Here is a 16620-nt window from a genome sequence, read left to right as displayed (position 1 = left end):
TGCCGCTGTTGAAACAGCAGGCCTATGCACCAGCTTCCGGGCAACGTCAATATTACCCGGGTAAAATTAATCTGATTCCCGACCGGACGACTGATGTCGGGCCAAAGCCCAGACCTGCAGATGCTCAAGAAGTCGATCGGCCATTCATTGAATTTGATTAAAATGCGGCCTCGCACGGCATCCCATTCTTAAAGACGGCGGGCTACATAGAAGCTGGGCAGGGGGTGCATTCGATCACGCGCGGCTAATGCAACAAATACAAATACTTGGCTCCGGTCGGAAAGCGGGAACCATGGCACGGTTCCTGTTCTGGACCGCCTTGCTGGGCCTCGCCAACTACCTGTCGAATTCGCTGTTCCGCATCGAAGGCATGGTCGCCCTGCAGCTCACCTATGCCCTGCTGCTGGCAATCCTGCTTCTGACGCCCCGACGGCAATGGCCGGCCTACCTGATCACCGCGTTTCCGATGCTGCTGATCGTGCGGGCGCTGGCGATCGGCTCGGCCTCGGAACTGACCAGCCTGTTTGCATTGGTCAGCACCGCGACGTCGATCCTCGCCGCCACGGTGGGTGCTGCCATCCTTTCGCGCGACCGGGACTGGGTCGAGGGCCGTTCCGACCAGCTCGGAGCCTGGGCAACGGCCGGTTTCGTCACCGTGGTGGCACTACCGCTCTTCTGCGCCACCGTTTTTGCCGCCGTGCGCATCCCGCCGGCGGGATACAGTTCGGCGCAATACTGGTTCAATGTCTATTCCAACGTCGCGCTGGCCTATCTGGTGCTGACGCCGCCAGTGCTGCGCGCCCGCCCAAAGCAATGGCGCGATCTCTACCGCAGCGGCAAACTGCCGGAAGCTATCGCCCTGATCGCCGGATTCGGCGTGTTCGCCGCACTGATCTTCACGCAGGAATCCGTGCTGCCGCTGTTCCTGATCCTGCCGCCGCTGATCATCATCCTGTTCCGTGTCGGATTCATCGGGCTTTCCGTCGCCATGGCGCTGCTGGTTCCGATAGCGGTGCTCCTGACCGGAGCGGGACAAGGTCCATTCTACGCCATAGACAATTTGCACGTGGCGCGCGCCAGCCAGGGCGCAGCCGATGTCCATCATGCGCTGCTGCTTTGCCGCGTGTTCCTGGTGCTCACCTTCATCGTCGTCGTCATGATCGCCGCGCTGCTGCACGAGCGCGAACAGCTGCAGCGCATGGCCCAGGCCGATCGCGACATCTACGAAATGGTCGCCCGCCAATCTGGCGACATGGCCTTCGTCTGCGATCTCGAAGGGCGCATCGTCTTCATCTCGCCGATCGCCGCACGGGTACTGGGTTTTGCCGAGGGCGCGCTCGACGATTTCGACTGGCGCGACCACATACATCCGGAAGATCTGGGCACCATAGACGCCGCGTTGCAACGGGTGCGCGCCGGCGAAGAGGATGTCGACTATCTGTTCAGGGCCTTCGATGCCGGCGGAACAGAACTGTGGTTCGAAAACCGCGCACGCCTGTCGACCGCTACCGCCAAGGACGGGCCGCGCTACGTCGTCGGCTCGACGCGGGACGTGACGGCCCGCGTGCTGCGCGAACAGCAACTGGAAAAGATGGCAACCGTCGACGTTCTGACCGGGCTGCCCAACCGCCGCCAGCTCAACGAGCAAAGCCGCCTGAAATGGCGTCTGGCCGCACGGCACAGCGACTTTCTCACGCTCCACGTCATCGATATCGATTTCTTCAAGGCCTACAACGACGTCTATGGCCATGCAAAGGGCGACAAGTGCCTGCGAGAGGTGGGTGCCGCCATCCGCAAGGTGCTGAAACGGCCGGACGACTTCTGTGCACGCTACGGCGGCGAGGAATTCGTCGTGCTGTTGCCGGGAACCGACACGCCCGGCGCCCTGAAGGTCGGCGAGGATATCTGCGCGGCGGTGCGCGACCTCAATATACGCCATGATGCCAGCGAATATGGCATCGTGTCGGTGAGCGTCGGCTGCGCGACCGTCCGCCCCGCTTTCGCCGATGATGACGGCTCGCTGTTCGAGGCCGCCGATGCGGCCCTCTACCAGGCCAAACGCCAGGGGCGGAACCGCGTGGTGGCCAGCAACCTGCGCAGCCTCATCATCGAGGCGAACCTTGTCGAGCTGAACAAGCGGCGCGTCTAGAGCGTTTCCATTTTTCACGGAAACGCACCTATGAATACCGGGCGACCTGCCCGGAGCCGTCGCAGCCTATCTGATCCTGTCGAGAAACCGGCGCACCTCACGGTTGAACTGGACCGGGCGCTGCAGCGGCGCGAAATGACTGACGCCGGCAAGCACGACAAGTTCGGCGCCGGGAATGCTGAGCGCCAGATAGTCGGCATGGTCCTGCCGGATGAATTCGTCATGCTCACCAATGACGACGACAACAGGCACCCTGATGCCTCTGAGCTGACCGGCGCTGTAGTTCGGTTCGGTCGCCATCATGCGTCCGACATCCGCCACGAAAGTATCAAAGTCATCGGGTGTCGCCGACAGCGCCGCGTAGTCCTGCTTATGACGGCTGAAACAGCGGTCGATCAGCGGCGTCGGCTTGAACTCAAGCGTGCCGCTGGGATCCATGTTGCAAGCGAAGAAGAAGACGCCTGCAACCCGCTTCGGATGTTTGTCGGCAAGGATCAATGCCGTACAGGCGCCATCACTCCAGCCGACAAGCGCCGCTTTCTCCAGGCCAAGGTGATCCATGACAGCCAGCACGTCACCCGCCATGCGCTCGTAACCGAACGGCGCGGCGTCACGCGTGCTGCGGCCATGGCCGCGGCTGTCGATGACGACCACCGTCCTGCCCGCCTGGACGAAGGCCGGCACCTGGTGCCCCCAGTTGCCGGCATTGCCCAGTCCGCCATGCAGCAGGATGACGGCCGGACCGGAACCATAGACGGCATGCCAGAGGCGCGCGCCGTCGTTTTCAACGAACCCTTCCGTCGTCGCCACAGGAAGCGGCATGGCACCATTCGCATCGAAATTCAGCAGCTCGTCATCGGTGAAATGCATCGGCCTCTCCTTCATCGCTCAGCTTGAAGACGATCGGGCACGACCTTTCTCGACATGCGGAAACAAAAAATCTCCGTCGCGATCCTCGACACGACAAATGGCAGGCAAATACCTGCACGACGTTGACATGCAGGTATTTGCCTGCGTATATGACCCCATACTCGAGTGAGACCGATGGACGCTGACAAGGTTTTCAAGGCGCTGGGCGACCCGACCCGCAGGCGGTTGCTCGACCTTCTTTACGAAAAGAACGGGCAGACGCTCGGCCAGCTTTGCGAGAACCTCGACATGGCCCGGCAATCGGCCACGCAGCACCTCGGCATCCTCGAAGAGGCCAATCTGGTCAGCACGGTCAGGCGTGGCCGGGAGAAGCTGCATTTCATCAATCCCGTGCCGCTCCACGAAGTCTACGAGCGGTGGGTACGCAAATTCGAACGTCAGCGGCTCGATCTGCTGCATGACCTGAAGCAGGAACTCGAAGGAGAGTGACCATGACCAAGGAGACGACCAGCTTCGTCTACGTGACATATATTCTATCAACACCGGAAAAGGTGTTCGAGGCCATCGCCAGACCGGAGGTCACGCGACGCTACTGGGGCCATGAGAATGTTTCCGACTGGCGGCCCGGATCAAGCTGGGAACATGTCCGCGCCAATGACCAGCGCACCGTCAAGGTCGTCGGCAAGGTCGTCGAATCCACGCCGCCGACCCGCCTCGTCATCACATGGGCCGCTCCAGAGCACGCCGCCGACACGGCAAGCCATAGCCGGGTGACCTTCGCGATCGAGGAGTATGGCGACATGGTCCGGCTGACCGTCACCCACGACGAACTGGAAGCTGGCAGCGATACGGCGGCGACCGTGACACAGGGCTGGCCAGCCGTTCTCTCCAGTCTGAAATCCTTCCTGGAAACCGGCCGCGGCCTCGACATTTTCGGCAAGCCGAAAGCGGCCTGAACCCGAGACATCAAGGAAAGCACTCCGATGACCAAGATCTATCGCGGCGGCTGCGCCTGCGGCGCGGTCCGTTATGAGACGACAAGCGAGCCCATATTCGAGAACCACTGCCAGTGCCGCGACTGCCAGAAGCAAAGCGGCACGGGACACGCCTCCTATCTGACCTTTGCCAGCCGGGCCGACATGACCATGACGGGGGAGACGAGCAGCTGGCGTGTCCCAAGCGACAGCGGCAACGAAAAGATCTACGCTTTCTGCCCGACCTGTGGCGCGCCGGTGTATCTATCAACCATCGCCATGCCGAATTTCATCGCGGTCTCTGCGGCCAGCCTGGACGACCCCGGCCAGTTCAAGCCGCAGGTGGTCACTTATGCTGCGCGTGGCCATGTATGGGACACGCTTGACCCGTCGCTGCCTGCCTTCGACGGGATGCCGCACGGATAGGAGTGGTGAAGGCGGCGCGGAATTGCGCCGCCCACGGATCAATGGTTATCGCGCGGCACGCCCTGGGTATGGGCAACGTCCTGGTACTTGACGGCCGGCTTCAGCACCATGCCTTCCGAGAACTGGTCGACCATGGAGCGCTGGATTTCCTGCCACGGCGTCTGGTGCCTGGGATAGTGATAGCCGCCATTGCTGCCGAGCGCGGCACGACGACGCGCCAGTTCGTCCTCTGGCACCAGCATGTCGGCGGTGCCCTTGCGCAAATCGATTCGCACGCGGTCGCCCTTGCGCAGCAGCGCCAGACCGCCACCGACCGCCGCCTCCGGCGAGGCGTTGAGGATTGACGGCGTGCCGGAGGTGCCGGACTGGCGGCCATCGCCGATACAGGGCAGCGAGTGAATGCCCTTCTTGATGAGATAGGCCGGCGGCTGCATGTTCACCACTTCAGCGCCACCCGGATAACCGACCGGACCGGCGCCACGCATGAACAGGATGGTGTGTTCATCGATGGCCTCGGCGGGATCGTCGATGCGGGCATGATAATCCTCAGGCCCGTCGAACACCGCGACCTTGCCTTCGAAGGCCTCGGGGTCATCCGGGTTCGACAGATAGCGGTCGCGGAACTCCTTCGAGATCACGCTGGTCTTCATGATGGCGCTGTCGAACAGATTGCCTTTGAGATTGATGAAGCCGGCCTCCTTTTTCAGCGGATCGGCCACCGTCAGGATCACCTTGGGGTCGAGGTTCTCGGCCTTGCCGCAATTCTCGCCCATGGTCCTGCCATTGGCGGTGATGGTGCCAGCATGCGGCAGCAGGCCCGCCTTCATCAATTCGGCGATCACCGCGGGCACCCCGCCGGCATGATGATAGTCCTCGCCCAGATATTCGCCGGCAGGCTGCAGGTTTACCAGCAGCGGGACCTTGTGGCCGATCGCCTGCCAGTCGTCATTGTCCAGCCTGACGCCGAGATGGCGGGCAATCGCGTTCAGATGGATCGGTGCGTTGGTCGAGCCGCCGATCGCCGAGTTGACGACGATGGCGTTCTCGAAAGCTTCGCGCGTCATGATGTCCGACGGCTTCAGGTCTTCATAGACCATGTCGACGATGCGCTTGCCGGTGTCGTAGGCGATCTGGCCGCGTTCGCGATAGGGCGCCGGAATGGCGGCCGAGCCCGGCAGCTGCATGCCGAGCGCCTCGGCAAGGCTGTTCATGGTCGTGGCCGTGCCCATGGTGTTGCAGTAGCCGACCGAAGGCGCGGACGAAGCCACGATCTCCATGAACTCGTCATAGTCGATTTCGCCCGCCGACAGGCGCTGGCGCGATTCCCAAACGATGGTGCCGGAACCGGTGCGCTTGCCCTTGTGCCAGCCGTTCAGCATCGGCCCGACAGACAGCGCGATCGCCGGGATGTTGACGGTGGCCGCCGCCATCAGCATGGCCGGCGTGGTCTTGTCACAGCCGATGGTCAGCACGACGCCGTCGAGCGGATAGCCGTAGAGCACTTCCACCAGCGACAGATAGGCGAGATTGCGATCGAGCGAGGCGGTCGGGCGCTTGCCCGTTTCCTGGATCGGATGGCAGGGGAATTCGAAGGGAATGCCACCGGCGGCGACGATGCCTTCGCGCACGCGCTTGGCGAGTTCGAGATGATGACGGTTGCAGGGTGAAAGGTCGGAGCCTGTCTGGGCAATGCCGATCAGCGGCTTGCCCGACTGCAGCTCGGCGCGGGTGAGGCCATAGTTCAGATAGCGCTCCAGATAGAGCGCGGTCATGCCCGGATTGTCGGGATTGTCGAACCATTCCTGCGACCGGAACTTCTTCTTATCGCTAGGCACGCCTGCCATGGCTGTCTCCGCATTTGTCCGACAATTGGATATGTCATCGCGCGCGTTCGGGCAAGGCCATGACCCGGACTTTGGTGCGATGGACAGCATTGATGCACTGCGTTACGGCTTTGACCAGAGCATGATCCCAAAAAGTGGCCACCGGTTTTGCGAAAAGACCATGCTCCACAAGGAATGAGGGCCGTTCAGGCCGTCACAGCGGGAGGATTTCATGGCTCTGGTGATCGAAGGCGAAGAGCGCATCGCGGCCCCGGTGGAGAAGGTGTGGGCCGCGCTCAACGATCCGGCGGTGCTGAAGGGAAGCATTCCCGGCTGCCAGAGCCTGGAAATGAAGTCCCCCACCGACATGGCTGCGACCGTGGTGCTGAAGATCGGACCGATCAAGGCGACCTTCAATGGCGAAGTGACGCTGAAGAACCTCAACCCGCCGCACTCCTATACCATCCAGGGCGAAGGCAAGGGCGGCATCGCCGGTTTCGCCAAAGGCGGCGCGGATGTGACGCTGACCGCCGACGGTGACGGCGCGACATTGCTGAAATATGCCGCCAAGGCCGATGTCGGCGGCAAGATCGCGCAACTGGGCAGCCGCCTGATCACCTCGACGTCCAAGAAACTCGCCGGTGAATTCTTCTCCACCTTCGGCAAGAAGGTAGGGGCTGCCGGCTGAGCTATGAAACGCCAATGGCTTGTCGCTTTGTCATTGACGGCAGCGCTGCCGGCGGTGGCTGCGCAAGACAACGAGGTGTTCGCCGACCATGTCGTAGGGCAACTGTCCTGCAAGAGCGATCCCGAACCGACCGCGACGCTGCTCTACCTCAACAAATACAAGCACATCCAGCTGAGTGCCGGAGACCGCGTCGACAGCCAGACCTGCTGGGCGCTGAAGCCGGCCCTCGATATCCGCGGCCTGTCTTTCACGCATGTCTGCGCGTCGGCCGAAGATCCACTGCTGATCGACCTGTTCCCCAAGCTCTATTATCGCGGACCCGGCACGTCGCCGGGAACGGAGCTTAGCTTCGTCACCAAAGCCGACACCGAGCAATTGAAAGCCTGGGCAGCGAAGGAACTGGGCAGCGACGGCCCCTACCGTGTCGGCGATGCCTCGTTCCAGGACAACGAACGCGAGGTGTCCTGCAGCAGTCTTTCGCGCCTGTAGCGCGACTGGCTGCCTACTCGAAAACGATGCTGGGCCCGGCTTCGGCAGCGCTCTTTCCAGCCTGCAGCTGCGCCCAGGTCCTCGCGGCAATATCCTTGTAGATCTTCGCTTCCGCGCCATCGGGCTTGGCAGCGACCACCGGCGCGCCGGCATCCGAGCTCTCGCGAATGCCCATTTCCAGCGGCACCGCGCCGAGGAACGGCACACCGAGCCGCTCGGCTTCCTTCTGCGCACCGCCATGGCCGAAGATGTCATAGCGCTTGCCGGTGTCGGGGGCGATGAAATAGCTCATGTTCTCGACGATGCCGAGCAACGGCACGTCAACCTTCCTGAACATGTTCAAACCCTTGCGGGCGTCGATCAGGGCCAGGTCCTGCGGCGTCGAGACGATCACCGCGCCGGCCAGCGGCACCTGCTGCGCCATGGTCAGCTGGGCGTCGCCGGTGCCGGGCGGCATGTCCACCACCAGCACGTCGAGCGGCCCCCATTCGACCTCGCGCAGCATCTGGGTGAGCGCTGACATCACCATCGGACCGCGCCAGATCATCGGCGTTTCCTCATCGACGAGGAAGCCCATCGACATCACCTTGAGGCCGTAATTTTCCTTCGGCTTCAACACCTTGCCATCGACCGTCTCGGGTTTGCCGTGGATGCCGAGCAGCTTCGGCATGGAAGGTCCATAGATGTCGGCGTCGAGAACACCGACCTTCAGGCCGTTGGCGGCGAGGCCGAGCGCAATGTTGACAGCGGTGGTGGACTTGCCGACGCCGCCCTTGCCGGAAGCGACCGCGATGATCGCCTCGATGCCGGGAACGCCGCGCTTGCCGGAGCTCTGCGACGGCGGCGCCTGTCGCGGTGCGGGCGCTGCCGCGGCGGGCGGCGCGGCAGGACGGGGCGGGACTGGACGCTGCGGCACCGGCGCTTCCATGCCGCCGCTCTTTTTCTCGGCTGTCAGCGCCACGACCGCACCGGCAATACCTGGAATGGCTTTCACGACGCGCTCGGCCGCCGCACGCAGCGGCTCCATCTCCTGGGCGCGGGCAGCCGGGACCGTGATGGAGAAGAAGACCTTGGCATCGGCGATGAAGATCTCCGATACCATGCCGAGATCGACGATGTTGCCGGAGAAATCCGGCCCGCTGATCGTCTTCAGGCGATCGATGACGGCTTCCTTGGTTACGGACATGCGCTGCTTCTTCTGTCTGTTGCCTGGGCCTGAAATAGTGCACTTCCTGCACCAGACCAACACATAATTCGGCCCGTTCCGTCGGGATAGGGCCAGTTCATGCGTCCTCGGGAAGCACACAATCAGTTCGCCGGCATGCTTTTGGCGAACCAACCAGAGCAAGGGAGATTGCAGATGCTTGCCAACAACAATGCAGCCGCCAACATCGCTGTCCGCGACGTCAAGGCCGCGCGCGCCTTCTACCAGGGCATACTGGGGCTGGAAGAGGTCTCGCACATGGACGACGACGTCGTCGTGCTGAAGAGCGGCGAGACTGTGCTCGTGGTCTACCGTTCCGAATTCGCCGGCACCAACAAGGCGACTTCCGTGACATGGGCCGTCGGCCCGCAGATCGACGACATCGTCAAGGAGCTGAGGTCGAAAGGCGTATCGTTCGAGCACTACGACATGCCGGGCACCACTTTGGACGGCGACATCCATGTCGGCCACGGCATGAAGGTCGCCTGGTTCAAGGATCCGGACGGCAACATCCTGAACCTCATAGACCAGTAACCGGCACGGCGGCGGTCGTGAGCCCTAGACGAAGGCGACCTCCAGCCGCTTTTCCTGTTGCGACAGGATCCGGCATTGGGCCTCGAACCTGTCGGACGCGATGGCCAGATGGAAACGGTTGGGGATACCGATGGCGCTGGAGATATCCAATGTGGCGCCATCCTCGCCAATGCCGCGCACGGTGCAGTCGATGGTCGATGAGCGGTTGTTGAAGATGATCGACCCGGCCTTCAGGACACGCCGGCGCGAGGCGTGCGCTTGGGCGGACTGCCAAAGCGTGCAGCGGTTACGCCCTGCCTGCTTGGACTGGTACATGGCTGCATCCGCCCGTTCGATGAGCGCCTCGAGGTTCGGCGCGGCCGGATCGAGCAGGGCTATGCCGAAGCTTGCCGTCGCCTGAAGCATGATATCGCCGTGCCGGACACGCATCCGTTCGATGGTCGTGCGCAGACGCTCAGCCGTCTCGAAAGCGCCATTGCGGCCGGCATGGGCCAGCAGTGCGAATTCCTCACCACCGATCCGGCCGAAGACATCGGTTTCGCGCAGCGTGTTGGCGCAATGCTCGGCCACGCTTTGCAACATGGTGTCGCCGGCGCTGTGACCGAGCGTGTCGTTGATCGATTTGAAATGATCGATGTCGAAGGCAATCACGGCGACATTGCCATACTGGCGCTGCGCCAGCGCGAAATCCCGCCTGGCGACCTCCATGAAAGCACGACGCGACAGGATGCCTGTCAGCATGTCTGTCGAAACGCGCTGGCGCAGCTCGATCTCGTTCATCGCCATGGCCGCGAAATCAACCAGGATGCCAAGCTCCTTTTCGCTGAAACCACGCGGCTCGAAGCCGATGGCGCAGACGCTGCCGATGTTGTGGCCATCGCTGGTGCGCAGCGGTACGCCGGCATAGCTGCGGACATGGGGATCGCCCACGACATAGGGATTTTCGGCGAATCGGGGATCGAGCCGGGCATCCGGCACGACCAGGGGTTCATCCTGCAGGATCGTATAGCGGCAGAACGTGTTGCGTCGGCCTGCCTCCGAGCCGCCCAGGCCGTCGCAGGCCTTGTACCATTGTCTATGAGCGTCGATGACGGAAACGATGGCGACCGGAATGTCCAGGATCGTCCGGATCAACCGCACGATGCGATCAAAGGAGGCTTCACGCGGCGTGTCGAGGAAATCATACCGGTCAAGTGCTGCCAGGCGTGCCGCCTCGCGCATGTCCAGATCGGCCTGCACTGCATCCATTCTCGGGCTCCCGTTCATCAAAGGTCGCCCGCACGGCACATGCCGGCAACCTTATCCCCTGGCAGCCCCCGCTTGCCTTCAAAGATGGTGTCGTCCACGACTAGAGCGTTTCCGTTTTTGAAGGAAACGCGGAAACGCTCCAGCTCTTTGTTTTCACGCAATTCCGGACGGAAAACCGCTGCGCACTTTTCCTGGAATTGCTTTAAACAAGAGTTTCAATGATGGTTCACATTAAACACACCGCATGATCGACAAGCTGGAATTTTTCATCGCCCTTGCTCGCGAGGAGCATTTCGGCCGTGCGGCCGAGATGTGCGGGGTGACACAGCCGACCCTGTCGGCCGGCATCAAGCAGCTGGAAGACCAGCTCGGCGTCATGCTGGTGAAGCGCGGCTCGCGCTTCCAGGGCCTGACGCCGGAAGGCGAACAGGTGCTGACCTGGGCGCGGCGCATCGTCAGCGACACGCGCTCGATGAAGGAAGAGATGCGTGCGGCCAAGCACGGTCTGTCCGGCCGCATCCGCATCGCAGCCATTCCGACCGCGCTCGCCATGGTGGCGAGGCTGACCACACCGTTCCGCGAAAAGCATCCCGGCGTCACCTTCTCGGTGCTGTCGCGCACCTCGATCGAAGTGCTGTCGCTGCTCGGCAATCTCGATATCGATGCCGGCATCACCTATCTCGACAACGAGCCGCTCGGCCGTGTGACAAGCGTGCCGCTCTATGACGAGCGTTATCAGCTGATCACGGCAGCCGGGACCGAATATTCCGATCGCGAAAAGGTGACCTGGGAAGAGGTGTCGAGCCTGCCGCTCTGCCTGCTGACGCCCGACATGCAGAACCGCCGCATCATCGACCAGCATCTGGCGGATGCCGGCGTGCAGGTGCGCCCGACGCTGGAGAGCAACTCCATGATCGTGCTGTTCTCGCATATCCGGACCGGCAAATGGTCGTCGATCATGCCGCTCAACCTCGCGGAAACATTCGGCTTTTCCGAACCGATCCGGGCGATCCCGATCGTCGAGCCGGACGCACGCCATGCCGTCGGGCTGGTGACGGCGCCACGCGATCCACAGACACCGCTGGTGCAGGCGCTGCTGGACGAGGCGACGGCGCTGGCAGGCGATCTGCGCCGCGAGGCCGCGGCTAAGGTTCAGCCGACCCGCAATCGATAGAAAATTTTTATCATACGACGAAACAGCTTTATTGATTCCAAGGGTTTGCATCGCGTTTAATAGACCAAAGGCGCCCAAAGGGCGTCGTGTCAGGGAGGGCGCTGCATGACGATGCAGCCTGCAAGTACCGAGATAGCGGCACGCACCGCCGCGCTGATCGGCGAAATGAAGAGCCTCGAGGGGCCGCTCCTGCCTATCCTGCACGGCATCCAGGAAGAGTTCGGCTACGTGCCGCAGGAAGCGCTGCCGGTGATCGCCGAGGCGCTCAACCTCTCCCGCGCCGAAGTTCACGGCGTCGCCACCTTCTACCACGATTACCGCAAGCAGCCGGCCGGCCGCCATGTGCTGAAGCTCTGCCAGGCCGAGGCCTGCCAGTCGATGGGTTCGGACGTGATCGCCGCCAAGGTCAAGCAGGCGCTTGGCATCGGCTTCCACGAGACGGCCAAGGACAATTCTGTTACACTGGAGCCGGTCTATTGCCTCGGGCTGTGCGCCTGCGCGCCATCGGCGATGCTGAATGGCGAAGTGATCGGCAGGCTGGACGACGAGGCGATCGACGAGATCGTCGCGGAGGTACGCCGATGAGCGCGACCATCTACATTCCGGGCGACTCGGGCGCGCTGGCGCTCGGCGCCGAAAAAGTTGCCAAGGCGACAGCCAGGGAATTGGCGGAGCGCGGCGTCGCGGCGAAAATCGTGCGCAACGGTTCGCGCGGCGCTTATTTCCTGGAACCGATGATCGAGGTGGAGACGGCTGAAGGCCGCCGCGCCTACGGCCCGGTGAAGGCTGCCGACGTCAAAGGGCTGTTCGACGCAGGTTTCCTCGCCGGTGGCCAGCACAAGCTGGCACTCGGCGACCCGGAAGACATTCCGTTCTTCGCCAGGCAGACACGGCTGACCTTTGCCCGCTGCGGCATCACCGATCCCGTTTCGCTGGAAGACTATGAGGCGCATGGCGGCCTCGACGGTTTGCGCAAGGCCGTTGCCATGGTGCCCGCCGACATCGTCAGGCAGGTCACCGAGTCCGGCCTGCGCGGACGCGGCGGTGCCGGCTTCCCGACCGGCATCAAGTGGAAAACGGTGCTCGATACGGCAGCCGACCGCAAATACATCGTCTGCAACGCAGACGAAGGCGACAGCGCCACTTTCGCCGACCGCATGATCATGGAAGGCGACCCGTTCGTGCTGATCGAAGGCATGACGATCGCCGGCATCGCCACGGGCGCCACCAAGGGCTTCGTCTACATCCGTTCGGAATATCCGCATGCGGTGGCGACGATGAACAAGGCCGTCGAGGTCGCCCGCAGGGCCGGTGTGCTGGGCGCCACCGTTCTCGGCTCGCCGAATGCGTTCGACATCGAGATCCGTGTCGGCGCTGGCGCCTATGTCTGCGGTGAGGAAACCTCGCTGCTGAACTCTCTGGAAGGCAAGCGCGGCGTGGTGCGCGCCAAGCCGCCGCTGCCGGCGATCCAGGGCCTGTTCGGCAAGCCGACGGTGATCAACAACGTGATCTCGCTCGCCTCCGTGCCGATCATCATGGACAAGGGGGCGACCTTCTACAAGGACTTCGGCATGGGCCGCTCACGCGGCACGATCCCGATCCAGATCGCCGGCAACGTCAGATATGGCGGCCTGTTCGAGACCGCCTTCGGCCTGACCTTGGGCGAGATCGTCGACGGGATCGGCGGCGGCACTCACTCGGGACGGCCGGTGAAGGCCGTGCAGGTGGGCGGGCCGCTCGGTGCCTATTTCCCGCGCGACCTGTTCGATACGCCGTTCGACTATGAGGAATTCGCCAAGCGCGACGGCCTGATCGGCCATGCCGGCATCACCGTGTTCGACGACACCGCCGACATGCTGAAGCAGGCGCGCTTCGCCATGGAATTCTGCGCCATCGAGAGCTGCGGCAAGTGCACGCCCTGCCGCATCGGCTCGACGCGCGGCGTCGAGACCATCGACAGGATCGCGGCCGGCATCGAACCGGAGAAGAACCTCGAGCTGGTCACCGACCTCTGCAACACGATGAAGTTCGGATCGCTGTGCGCGCTGGGCGGCTTCACGCCCTACCCGGTGATGAGCGCAATCAAGCATTTTGGTGAAGACTTCAAGCCGGCGCCTGTCGCCGAAGCTGCTGAATAGGAGCCTGGCCATGGGTCTCATTCATGAAATCGACTTCGGCACGCCCGCTTCGAAATCGGAGAAGCAGGTCACGCTGACCGTTGACGGCTTCACGGTCACCGTGCCGGAAGGCACCTCCATCATGCGGGCATCGATGGATGCCGGCATCGCCATTCCGAAGCTCTGCGCGACCGACATGGTCGACGCATTCGGTTCCTGCCGCCTCTGCCTGGTGGAAATCGAAGGCCGCAACGGCACCCCCTCCTCCTGCACCACGCCGGTGACACCGGGCATGGTGGTGCGCACCCAGACCGAGCGGCTGAAGGACATCCGCCGCGGGGTGATGGAACTCTACATCTCGGACCATCCGCTCGACTGCCTGACCTGTGCCGCCAATGGCAATTGCGAACTGCAGACCCAGGCTGGCGTCGTTGGCCTGCGCGACGTGCGCTACGGCTATGAAGGCGACAATCACGTCTTCAAGAAGAATGACGGCGAAGCGAACTTCCGCTGGATGGCGAAGGACGAGTCCAACCCGTATTTCACCTATGATCCCTCGAAGTGCATCGTCTGCTCGCGCTGCGTGCGCGCCTGTGAAGAGGTGCAGGGCACGTTCGCGCTGACCATCGAGGGTCGCGGCTTCGGCAGCCGGGTTTCGCCCGGCATGCACGAACATTTCATCGATTCCGAATGCGTCTCCTGCGGCGCCTGCGTGCAGGCTTGCCCGACCGCGACGCTGTCGGAGAAGTCGCTGATCAAGATCGGCCAGCCCGAGCATTCGGTGGTGACGACCTGCGCCTATTGCGGCGTCGGCTGCCAGTTCAAGGCGGAGATGCGCGGCGACGAACTGGTGCGCATGATGCCGTTCAAGGACGGCAAGGCCAATCGCGGCCACTCCTGCGTCAAGGGCCGCTTCGCCTATGGCTATTCGACCCACAAGGACCGCATCCTCAACCCGATGATCCGCGAGAAGATCACCGACCCATGGCGCGAAGTGTCGTGGGAAGAGGCGCTGACCCATACCGCCAACGAGTTCCGCCGCATCCAGTACCAGTATGGCCGCAGCGCCATCGGCGGCATCACCTCGTCGCGCTGCACCAATGAAGAGACCTATCTCGTGCAGAAGCTGGTTCGCCAGGGCTTCCGCAACAACAATGTCGACACCTGCGCCCGCGTCTGCCACTCGCCGACCGGTTACGGGCTCGGCCAGACCTACGGCACTTCGGCCGGCACGCAGGATTTCGATTCGGTCGAGGACTCCGACGTCATCATGGTCATCGGCGCCAATCCGTCGGCGGCGCATCCGGTCTTCGCTTCGCGCATGAAGAAGCGCATCCGCCAGGGTGCCAAGCTGATCGTGCTCGACCCGCGCCAGACCGAGACGGTCAATTCGGTCCACGCCAAGGCCACCTATCACCTGCCGCTGAAGCCGGGCACCAACGTGGCCGTCGTGACGGCGCTTGCCCATGTCATCGTCACCGAAGGCCTGTTCGACGAAGCCTTCATCCGCGAACGCTGCGACTGGGACGAGTTCCAGGACTGGGCGTCCTTCGTGATGCTGCCTGAGAACAGCCCGGAAGAAGTCGGCAAATTGTCCGGCGTCGACCCGGAACTGATCCGCGGAGCGGCGCGCCTCTACGCGACCGGCGGCAATGGCGCGATCTATTACGGCCTCGGCGTCACCGAACACAGCCAGGGTTCGACCACGGTGATCGGCATCGCCAACCTTGCCATGGCGACCGGCAACATCGGCCGGCGCGGTGTCGGCGTGAACCCGCTGCGCGGCCAGAACAATGTGCAGGGTTCGTGCGACATGGGCTCCTTCCCGCACGAGCTGCCGGGCTATCGCCATATCTCCGGCGACGCGGTACGCGACATCTATGAAAGCCTGTGGGGCGTGAAGCTGGACGACGAACCCGGCCTGCGCATCCCCAACATGCTGGACGCAGCCGTGGACGGCTCGTTCAAGGGCATCTACATCCAGGGCGAGGACATCCTGCAGTCCGACCCCGACACCAAGCACGTCTCGGCGGGCCTTGCCGCCATGGAATGCGTGGTGGTCCAGGATCTCTTCCTCAACGAGACCGCCAACTACGCGCATGTGTTCCTGCCCGGCTCGACCTTCCTCGAGAAGGACGGCACCTTCACCAATGCCGAACGCCGCATCAACCGCGTGCGCAAGGTGATGGCCCCGAAGAACGGCTACGCCGACTGGGAAGTGACACAGAACCTCGCCAAGGCGCTCGGGCTCGACTGGAACTACGCGCATCCGTCGCAGATCATGGACGAGATCGCCAAGACCACGCCGAGCTTTGCCATGGTGTCCTACGACTATCTCGAGAAGATGGGTTCGGTGCAGTGGCCCTGCAACGAGAAGGCGCCGGAAGGCACGCCGATCATGCATATCGACGGTTTCGTGCGCGGCAAGGGCAAGTTCATCCGCACCGAATATGTGGCAACGGACGAACGGACCGGCCCGCGCTTCCCGCTGTTGCTGACCACCGGCCGCATTCTCTCGCAGTACAATGTCGGCGCGCAGACCAGGCGTACCGACAACGTCATGTGGCATTCCGAGGACCGGCTGGAGATCCATCCGCACGATGCCGAGAACCGCGGCATCCGTGACGGCGACTGGATCCGGCTGGCAAGCCGTGCGGGTGAAACGACGCTGCGCGCGCTGATCACAGACCGTGTCTCGCCGGGTGTGGTCTACACCACCTTCCACCATCCGGACACGCAGGCCAACGTCATCACCACCGACTACTCCGACTGGGCGACCAACTGTCCGGAATACAAGGTCACCGCCGTGCAGGTGGCGCCGTCCAACGGTCCGACCGAGTGGCAGAAGGACTACAATGAGCAGGCCCGCCAGAGCCGGCGCATCAAGGGCCATCTCGAGGCGGCGGAGTGAACAGGCGCTTGGC

The 16620-nt window shown here is 63.1% G+C and carries 16 protein-coding genes; 12 read left to right on the top strand and 4 right to left on the bottom strand.

What is annotated here, in order from left to right; all coding sequences use genetic code 11:
• Window positions 1-292: 292 nt before the first annotated feature.
• Window positions 293-2149, top strand: coding sequence for a diguanylate cyclase (locus tag ACFWYE_RS14205; protein ID WP_379112142.1), 1857 nt, complete (start codon window positions 293-295; stop codon window positions 2147-2149).
• 66 nt (window positions 2150-2215) lie between these two features.
• Here ACFWYE_RS14205 and ACFWYE_RS14200 read toward each other — a convergent pair whose 3' ends face one another.
• Entirely contained in the window at window positions 2216-3019 is an 804-nt protein-coding gene (locus tag ACFWYE_RS14200) for an alpha/beta fold hydrolase (protein WP_379112140.1), read from the bottom strand.
• A 174-nt stretch (window positions 3020-3193) separates the two neighbouring features.
• Between ACFWYE_RS14200 and ACFWYE_RS14195 the strand changes: the two genes are divergently transcribed.
• Genes ACFWYE_RS14195 through ACFWYE_RS14185 form a run of 3 tightly spaced genes read left to right on the top strand, consistent with a single transcriptional unit; the run spans window position 3194 to window position 4419 of the window.
• The gene (locus ACFWYE_RS14195; protein WP_379112138.1) at window positions 3194-3508 is read left to right on the top strand and encodes an ArsR/SmtB family transcription factor; all 315 of its coding nucleotides are present in this window, start codon (window positions 3194-3196) and stop codon (window positions 3506-3508) included.
• Between the two features lie 2 nt (window positions 3509-3510).
• The gene (locus ACFWYE_RS14190; RefSeq protein ID WP_379112136.1) at window positions 3511-3975 is read left to right on the top strand and encodes an SRPBCC family protein; all 465 of its coding nucleotides are present in this window, start codon (window positions 3511-3513) and stop codon (window positions 3973-3975) included.
• Window positions 3976-4002: 27 nt separating this feature from the next.
• Window positions 4003-4419, top strand: a complete 417-nt coding sequence (locus ACFWYE_RS14185) for a GFA family protein (RefSeq protein ID WP_379064400.1) — start codon at window positions 4003-4005, stop codon at window positions 4417-4419.
• Between the two features lie 38 nt (window positions 4420-4457).
• Here the strand turns inward: ACFWYE_RS14185 and ACFWYE_RS14180 are convergent, their stop codons facing one another.
• A complete protein-coding gene (locus ACFWYE_RS14180; protein ID WP_379112134.1) occupies window positions 4458-6263 on the bottom strand; it encodes an IlvD/Edd family dehydratase in 1806 nt (601 codons plus the stop codon).
• Between ACFWYE_RS14180 and ACFWYE_RS14175 the strand changes: the two genes are divergently transcribed.
• Genes ACFWYE_RS14175 through ACFWYE_RS14165 form a run of 3 tightly spaced genes read left to right on the top strand, consistent with a single transcriptional unit; the run spans window position 6262 to window position 7419 of the window.
• On the top strand, window positions 6262-6441 hold the full coding sequence (locus tag ACFWYE_RS14175; RefSeq protein ID WP_379064403.1) for a hypothetical protein: 180 nt from the start codon (window positions 6262-6264) through the stop codon (window positions 6439-6441). The genes ACFWYE_RS14180 and ACFWYE_RS14175 overlap by 2 nt on opposite strands.
• A gap of 33 nt (window positions 6442-6474) precedes the next feature.
• Window positions 6475-6930 (top strand): carbon monoxide dehydrogenase subunit G, encoded by a 456-nt coding sequence (locus ACFWYE_RS14170; RefSeq protein ID WP_379064405.1) that lies wholly within the window; start codon window positions 6475-6477, stop codon window positions 6928-6930.
• Window positions 6931-6933: 3 nt separating this feature from the next.
• Window positions 6934-7419, top strand: coding sequence for a hypothetical protein (locus ACFWYE_RS14165; protein WP_379112132.1), 486 nt, complete (start codon window positions 6934-6936; stop codon window positions 7417-7419).
• A 13-nt stretch (window positions 7420-7432) separates the two neighbouring features.
• Here ACFWYE_RS14165 and ACFWYE_RS14160 read toward each other — a convergent pair whose 3' ends face one another.
• Window positions 7433-8605, bottom strand: a complete 1173-nt coding sequence (locus ACFWYE_RS14160; protein WP_379112130.1) for an Mrp/NBP35 family ATP-binding protein — start codon at window positions 8603-8605, stop codon at window positions 7433-7435.
• Between the two features lie 174 nt (window positions 8606-8779).
• Between ACFWYE_RS14160 and ACFWYE_RS14155 the strand changes: the two genes are divergently transcribed.
• Complete coding sequence (locus ACFWYE_RS14155; protein ID WP_379112129.1) at window positions 8780-9157, top strand: VOC family protein; 378 nt, start codon at window positions 8780-8782, stop codon at window positions 9155-9157.
• Between the two features lie 24 nt (window positions 9158-9181).
• Here ACFWYE_RS14155 and ACFWYE_RS14150 read toward each other — a convergent pair whose 3' ends face one another.
• Window positions 9182-10405 carry a diguanylate cyclase gene (locus ACFWYE_RS14150; RefSeq protein ID WP_379112127.1) on the bottom strand — a complete coding sequence of 408 codons (1224 nt, stop codon included), beginning with the start codon at window positions 10403-10405 and terminating at the stop codon, window positions 9182-9184.
• A gap of 244 nt (window positions 10406-10649) precedes the next feature.
• Between ACFWYE_RS14150 and ACFWYE_RS14145 the strand changes: the two genes are divergently transcribed.
• The 4 genes from ACFWYE_RS14145 to fdhF all read left to right on the top strand — a co-directional run bounded on the left by ACFWYE_RS14145 (window position 10650) and on the right by fdhF (window position 16607).
• Window positions 10650-11579, top strand: a complete 930-nt coding sequence (locus ACFWYE_RS14145) for a LysR family transcriptional regulator (RefSeq protein WP_379064413.1) — start codon at window positions 10650-10652, stop codon at window positions 11577-11579.
• Between the two features lie 105 nt (window positions 11580-11684).
• Complete coding sequence (locus ACFWYE_RS14140; RefSeq protein ID WP_379112125.1) at window positions 11685-12164, top strand: formate dehydrogenase subunit gamma; 480 nt, start codon at window positions 11685-11687, stop codon at window positions 12162-12164.
• Complete coding sequence (locus ACFWYE_RS14135) at window positions 12161-13717, top strand: formate dehydrogenase beta subunit (RefSeq protein WP_379112123.1); 1557 nt, start codon at window positions 12161-12163, stop codon at window positions 13715-13717. Before ACFWYE_RS14140 ends, ACFWYE_RS14135 begins: the two co-directional genes overlap by 4 nt.
• 10 nt (window positions 13718-13727) lie before the next feature.
• A complete protein-coding gene (gene fdhF / locus ACFWYE_RS14130; RefSeq protein ID WP_379064419.1) occupies window positions 13728-16607 on the top strand; it encodes a formate dehydrogenase subunit alpha in 2880 nt (959 codons plus the stop codon).
• Window positions 16608-16620 lie beyond the last annotated feature (13 nt).

This window comes from Mesorhizobium sp. NPDC059025, from assembly GCF_042739655.1.
In the GTDB taxonomy this organism is placed as follows: domain Bacteria; phylum Pseudomonadota; class Alphaproteobacteria; order Rhizobiales; family Rhizobiaceae; genus Mesorhizobium.
The sequence above is the reverse complement of the archived record's forward strand: the minus strand, read 5'-3'. Positions and strand labels throughout refer to the sequence as shown.

What these genes read in the sequence shown, in the direction of transcription:
- ACFWYE_RS14205 (WP_379112142.1), top strand. Translation starts at nt 293, where the DNA reads ATGGCACGGTTCCTGTTCTGGACCGCCTTGCTGGGCCTCGCCAACTAC.
- ACFWYE_RS14200 (WP_379112140.1), bottom strand. Translation starts at nt 3,019, where the DNA reads ATGCATTTCACCGATGACGAGCTGCTGAATTTCGATGCGAATGGTGCC.
- ACFWYE_RS14195 (WP_379112138.1), top strand. Translation starts at nt 3,194, where the DNA reads ATGGACGCTGACAAGGTTTTCAAGGCGCTGGGCGACCCGACCCGCAGG.
- ACFWYE_RS14190 (WP_379112136.1), top strand. Translation starts at nt 3,511, where the DNA reads ATGACCAAGGAGACGACCAGCTTCGTCTACGTGACATATATTCTATCA.
- ACFWYE_RS14185 (WP_379064400.1), top strand. Translation starts at nt 4,003, where the DNA reads ATGACCAAGATCTATCGCGGCGGCTGCGCCTGCGGCGCGGTCCGTTAT.
- ACFWYE_RS14175 (WP_379064403.1), top strand. Translation starts at nt 6,262, where the DNA reads ATGGCTGTCTCCGCATTTGTCCGACAATTGGATATGTCATCGCGCGCG.
- ACFWYE_RS14180 (WP_379112134.1), bottom strand. Translation starts at nt 6,263, where the DNA reads ATGGCAGGCGTGCCTAGCGATAAGAAGAAGTTCCGGTCGCAGGAATGG.
- ACFWYE_RS14170 (WP_379064405.1), top strand. Translation starts at nt 6,475, where the DNA reads ATGGCTCTGGTGATCGAAGGCGAAGAGCGCATCGCGGCCCCGGTGGAG.
- ACFWYE_RS14165 (WP_379112132.1), top strand. Translation starts at nt 6,934, where the DNA reads ATGAAACGCCAATGGCTTGTCGCTTTGTCATTGACGGCAGCGCTGCCG.
- ACFWYE_RS14160 (WP_379112130.1), bottom strand. Translation starts at nt 8,605, where the DNA reads ATGTCCGTAACCAAGGAAGCCGTCATCGATCGCCTGAAGACGATCAGC.
- ACFWYE_RS14155 (WP_379112129.1), top strand. Translation starts at nt 8,780, where the DNA reads ATGCTTGCCAACAACAATGCAGCCGCCAACATCGCTGTCCGCGACGTC.
- ACFWYE_RS14150 (WP_379112127.1), bottom strand. Translation starts at nt 10,405, where the DNA reads ATGGATGCAGTGCAGGCCGATCTGGACATGCGCGAGGCGGCACGCCTG.
- ACFWYE_RS14145 (WP_379064413.1), top strand. Translation starts at nt 10,650, where the DNA reads ATGATCGACAAGCTGGAATTTTTCATCGCCCTTGCTCGCGAGGAGCAT.
- ACFWYE_RS14140 (WP_379112125.1), top strand. Translation starts at nt 11,685, where the DNA reads ATGACGATGCAGCCTGCAAGTACCGAGATAGCGGCACGCACCGCCGCG.
- ACFWYE_RS14135 (WP_379112123.1), top strand. Translation starts at nt 12,161, where the DNA reads ATGAGCGCGACCATCTACATTCCGGGCGACTCGGGCGCGCTGGCGCTC.
- fdhF (WP_379064419.1), top strand. Translation starts at nt 13,728, where the DNA reads ATGGGTCTCATTCATGAAATCGACTTCGGCACGCCCGCTTCGAAATCG.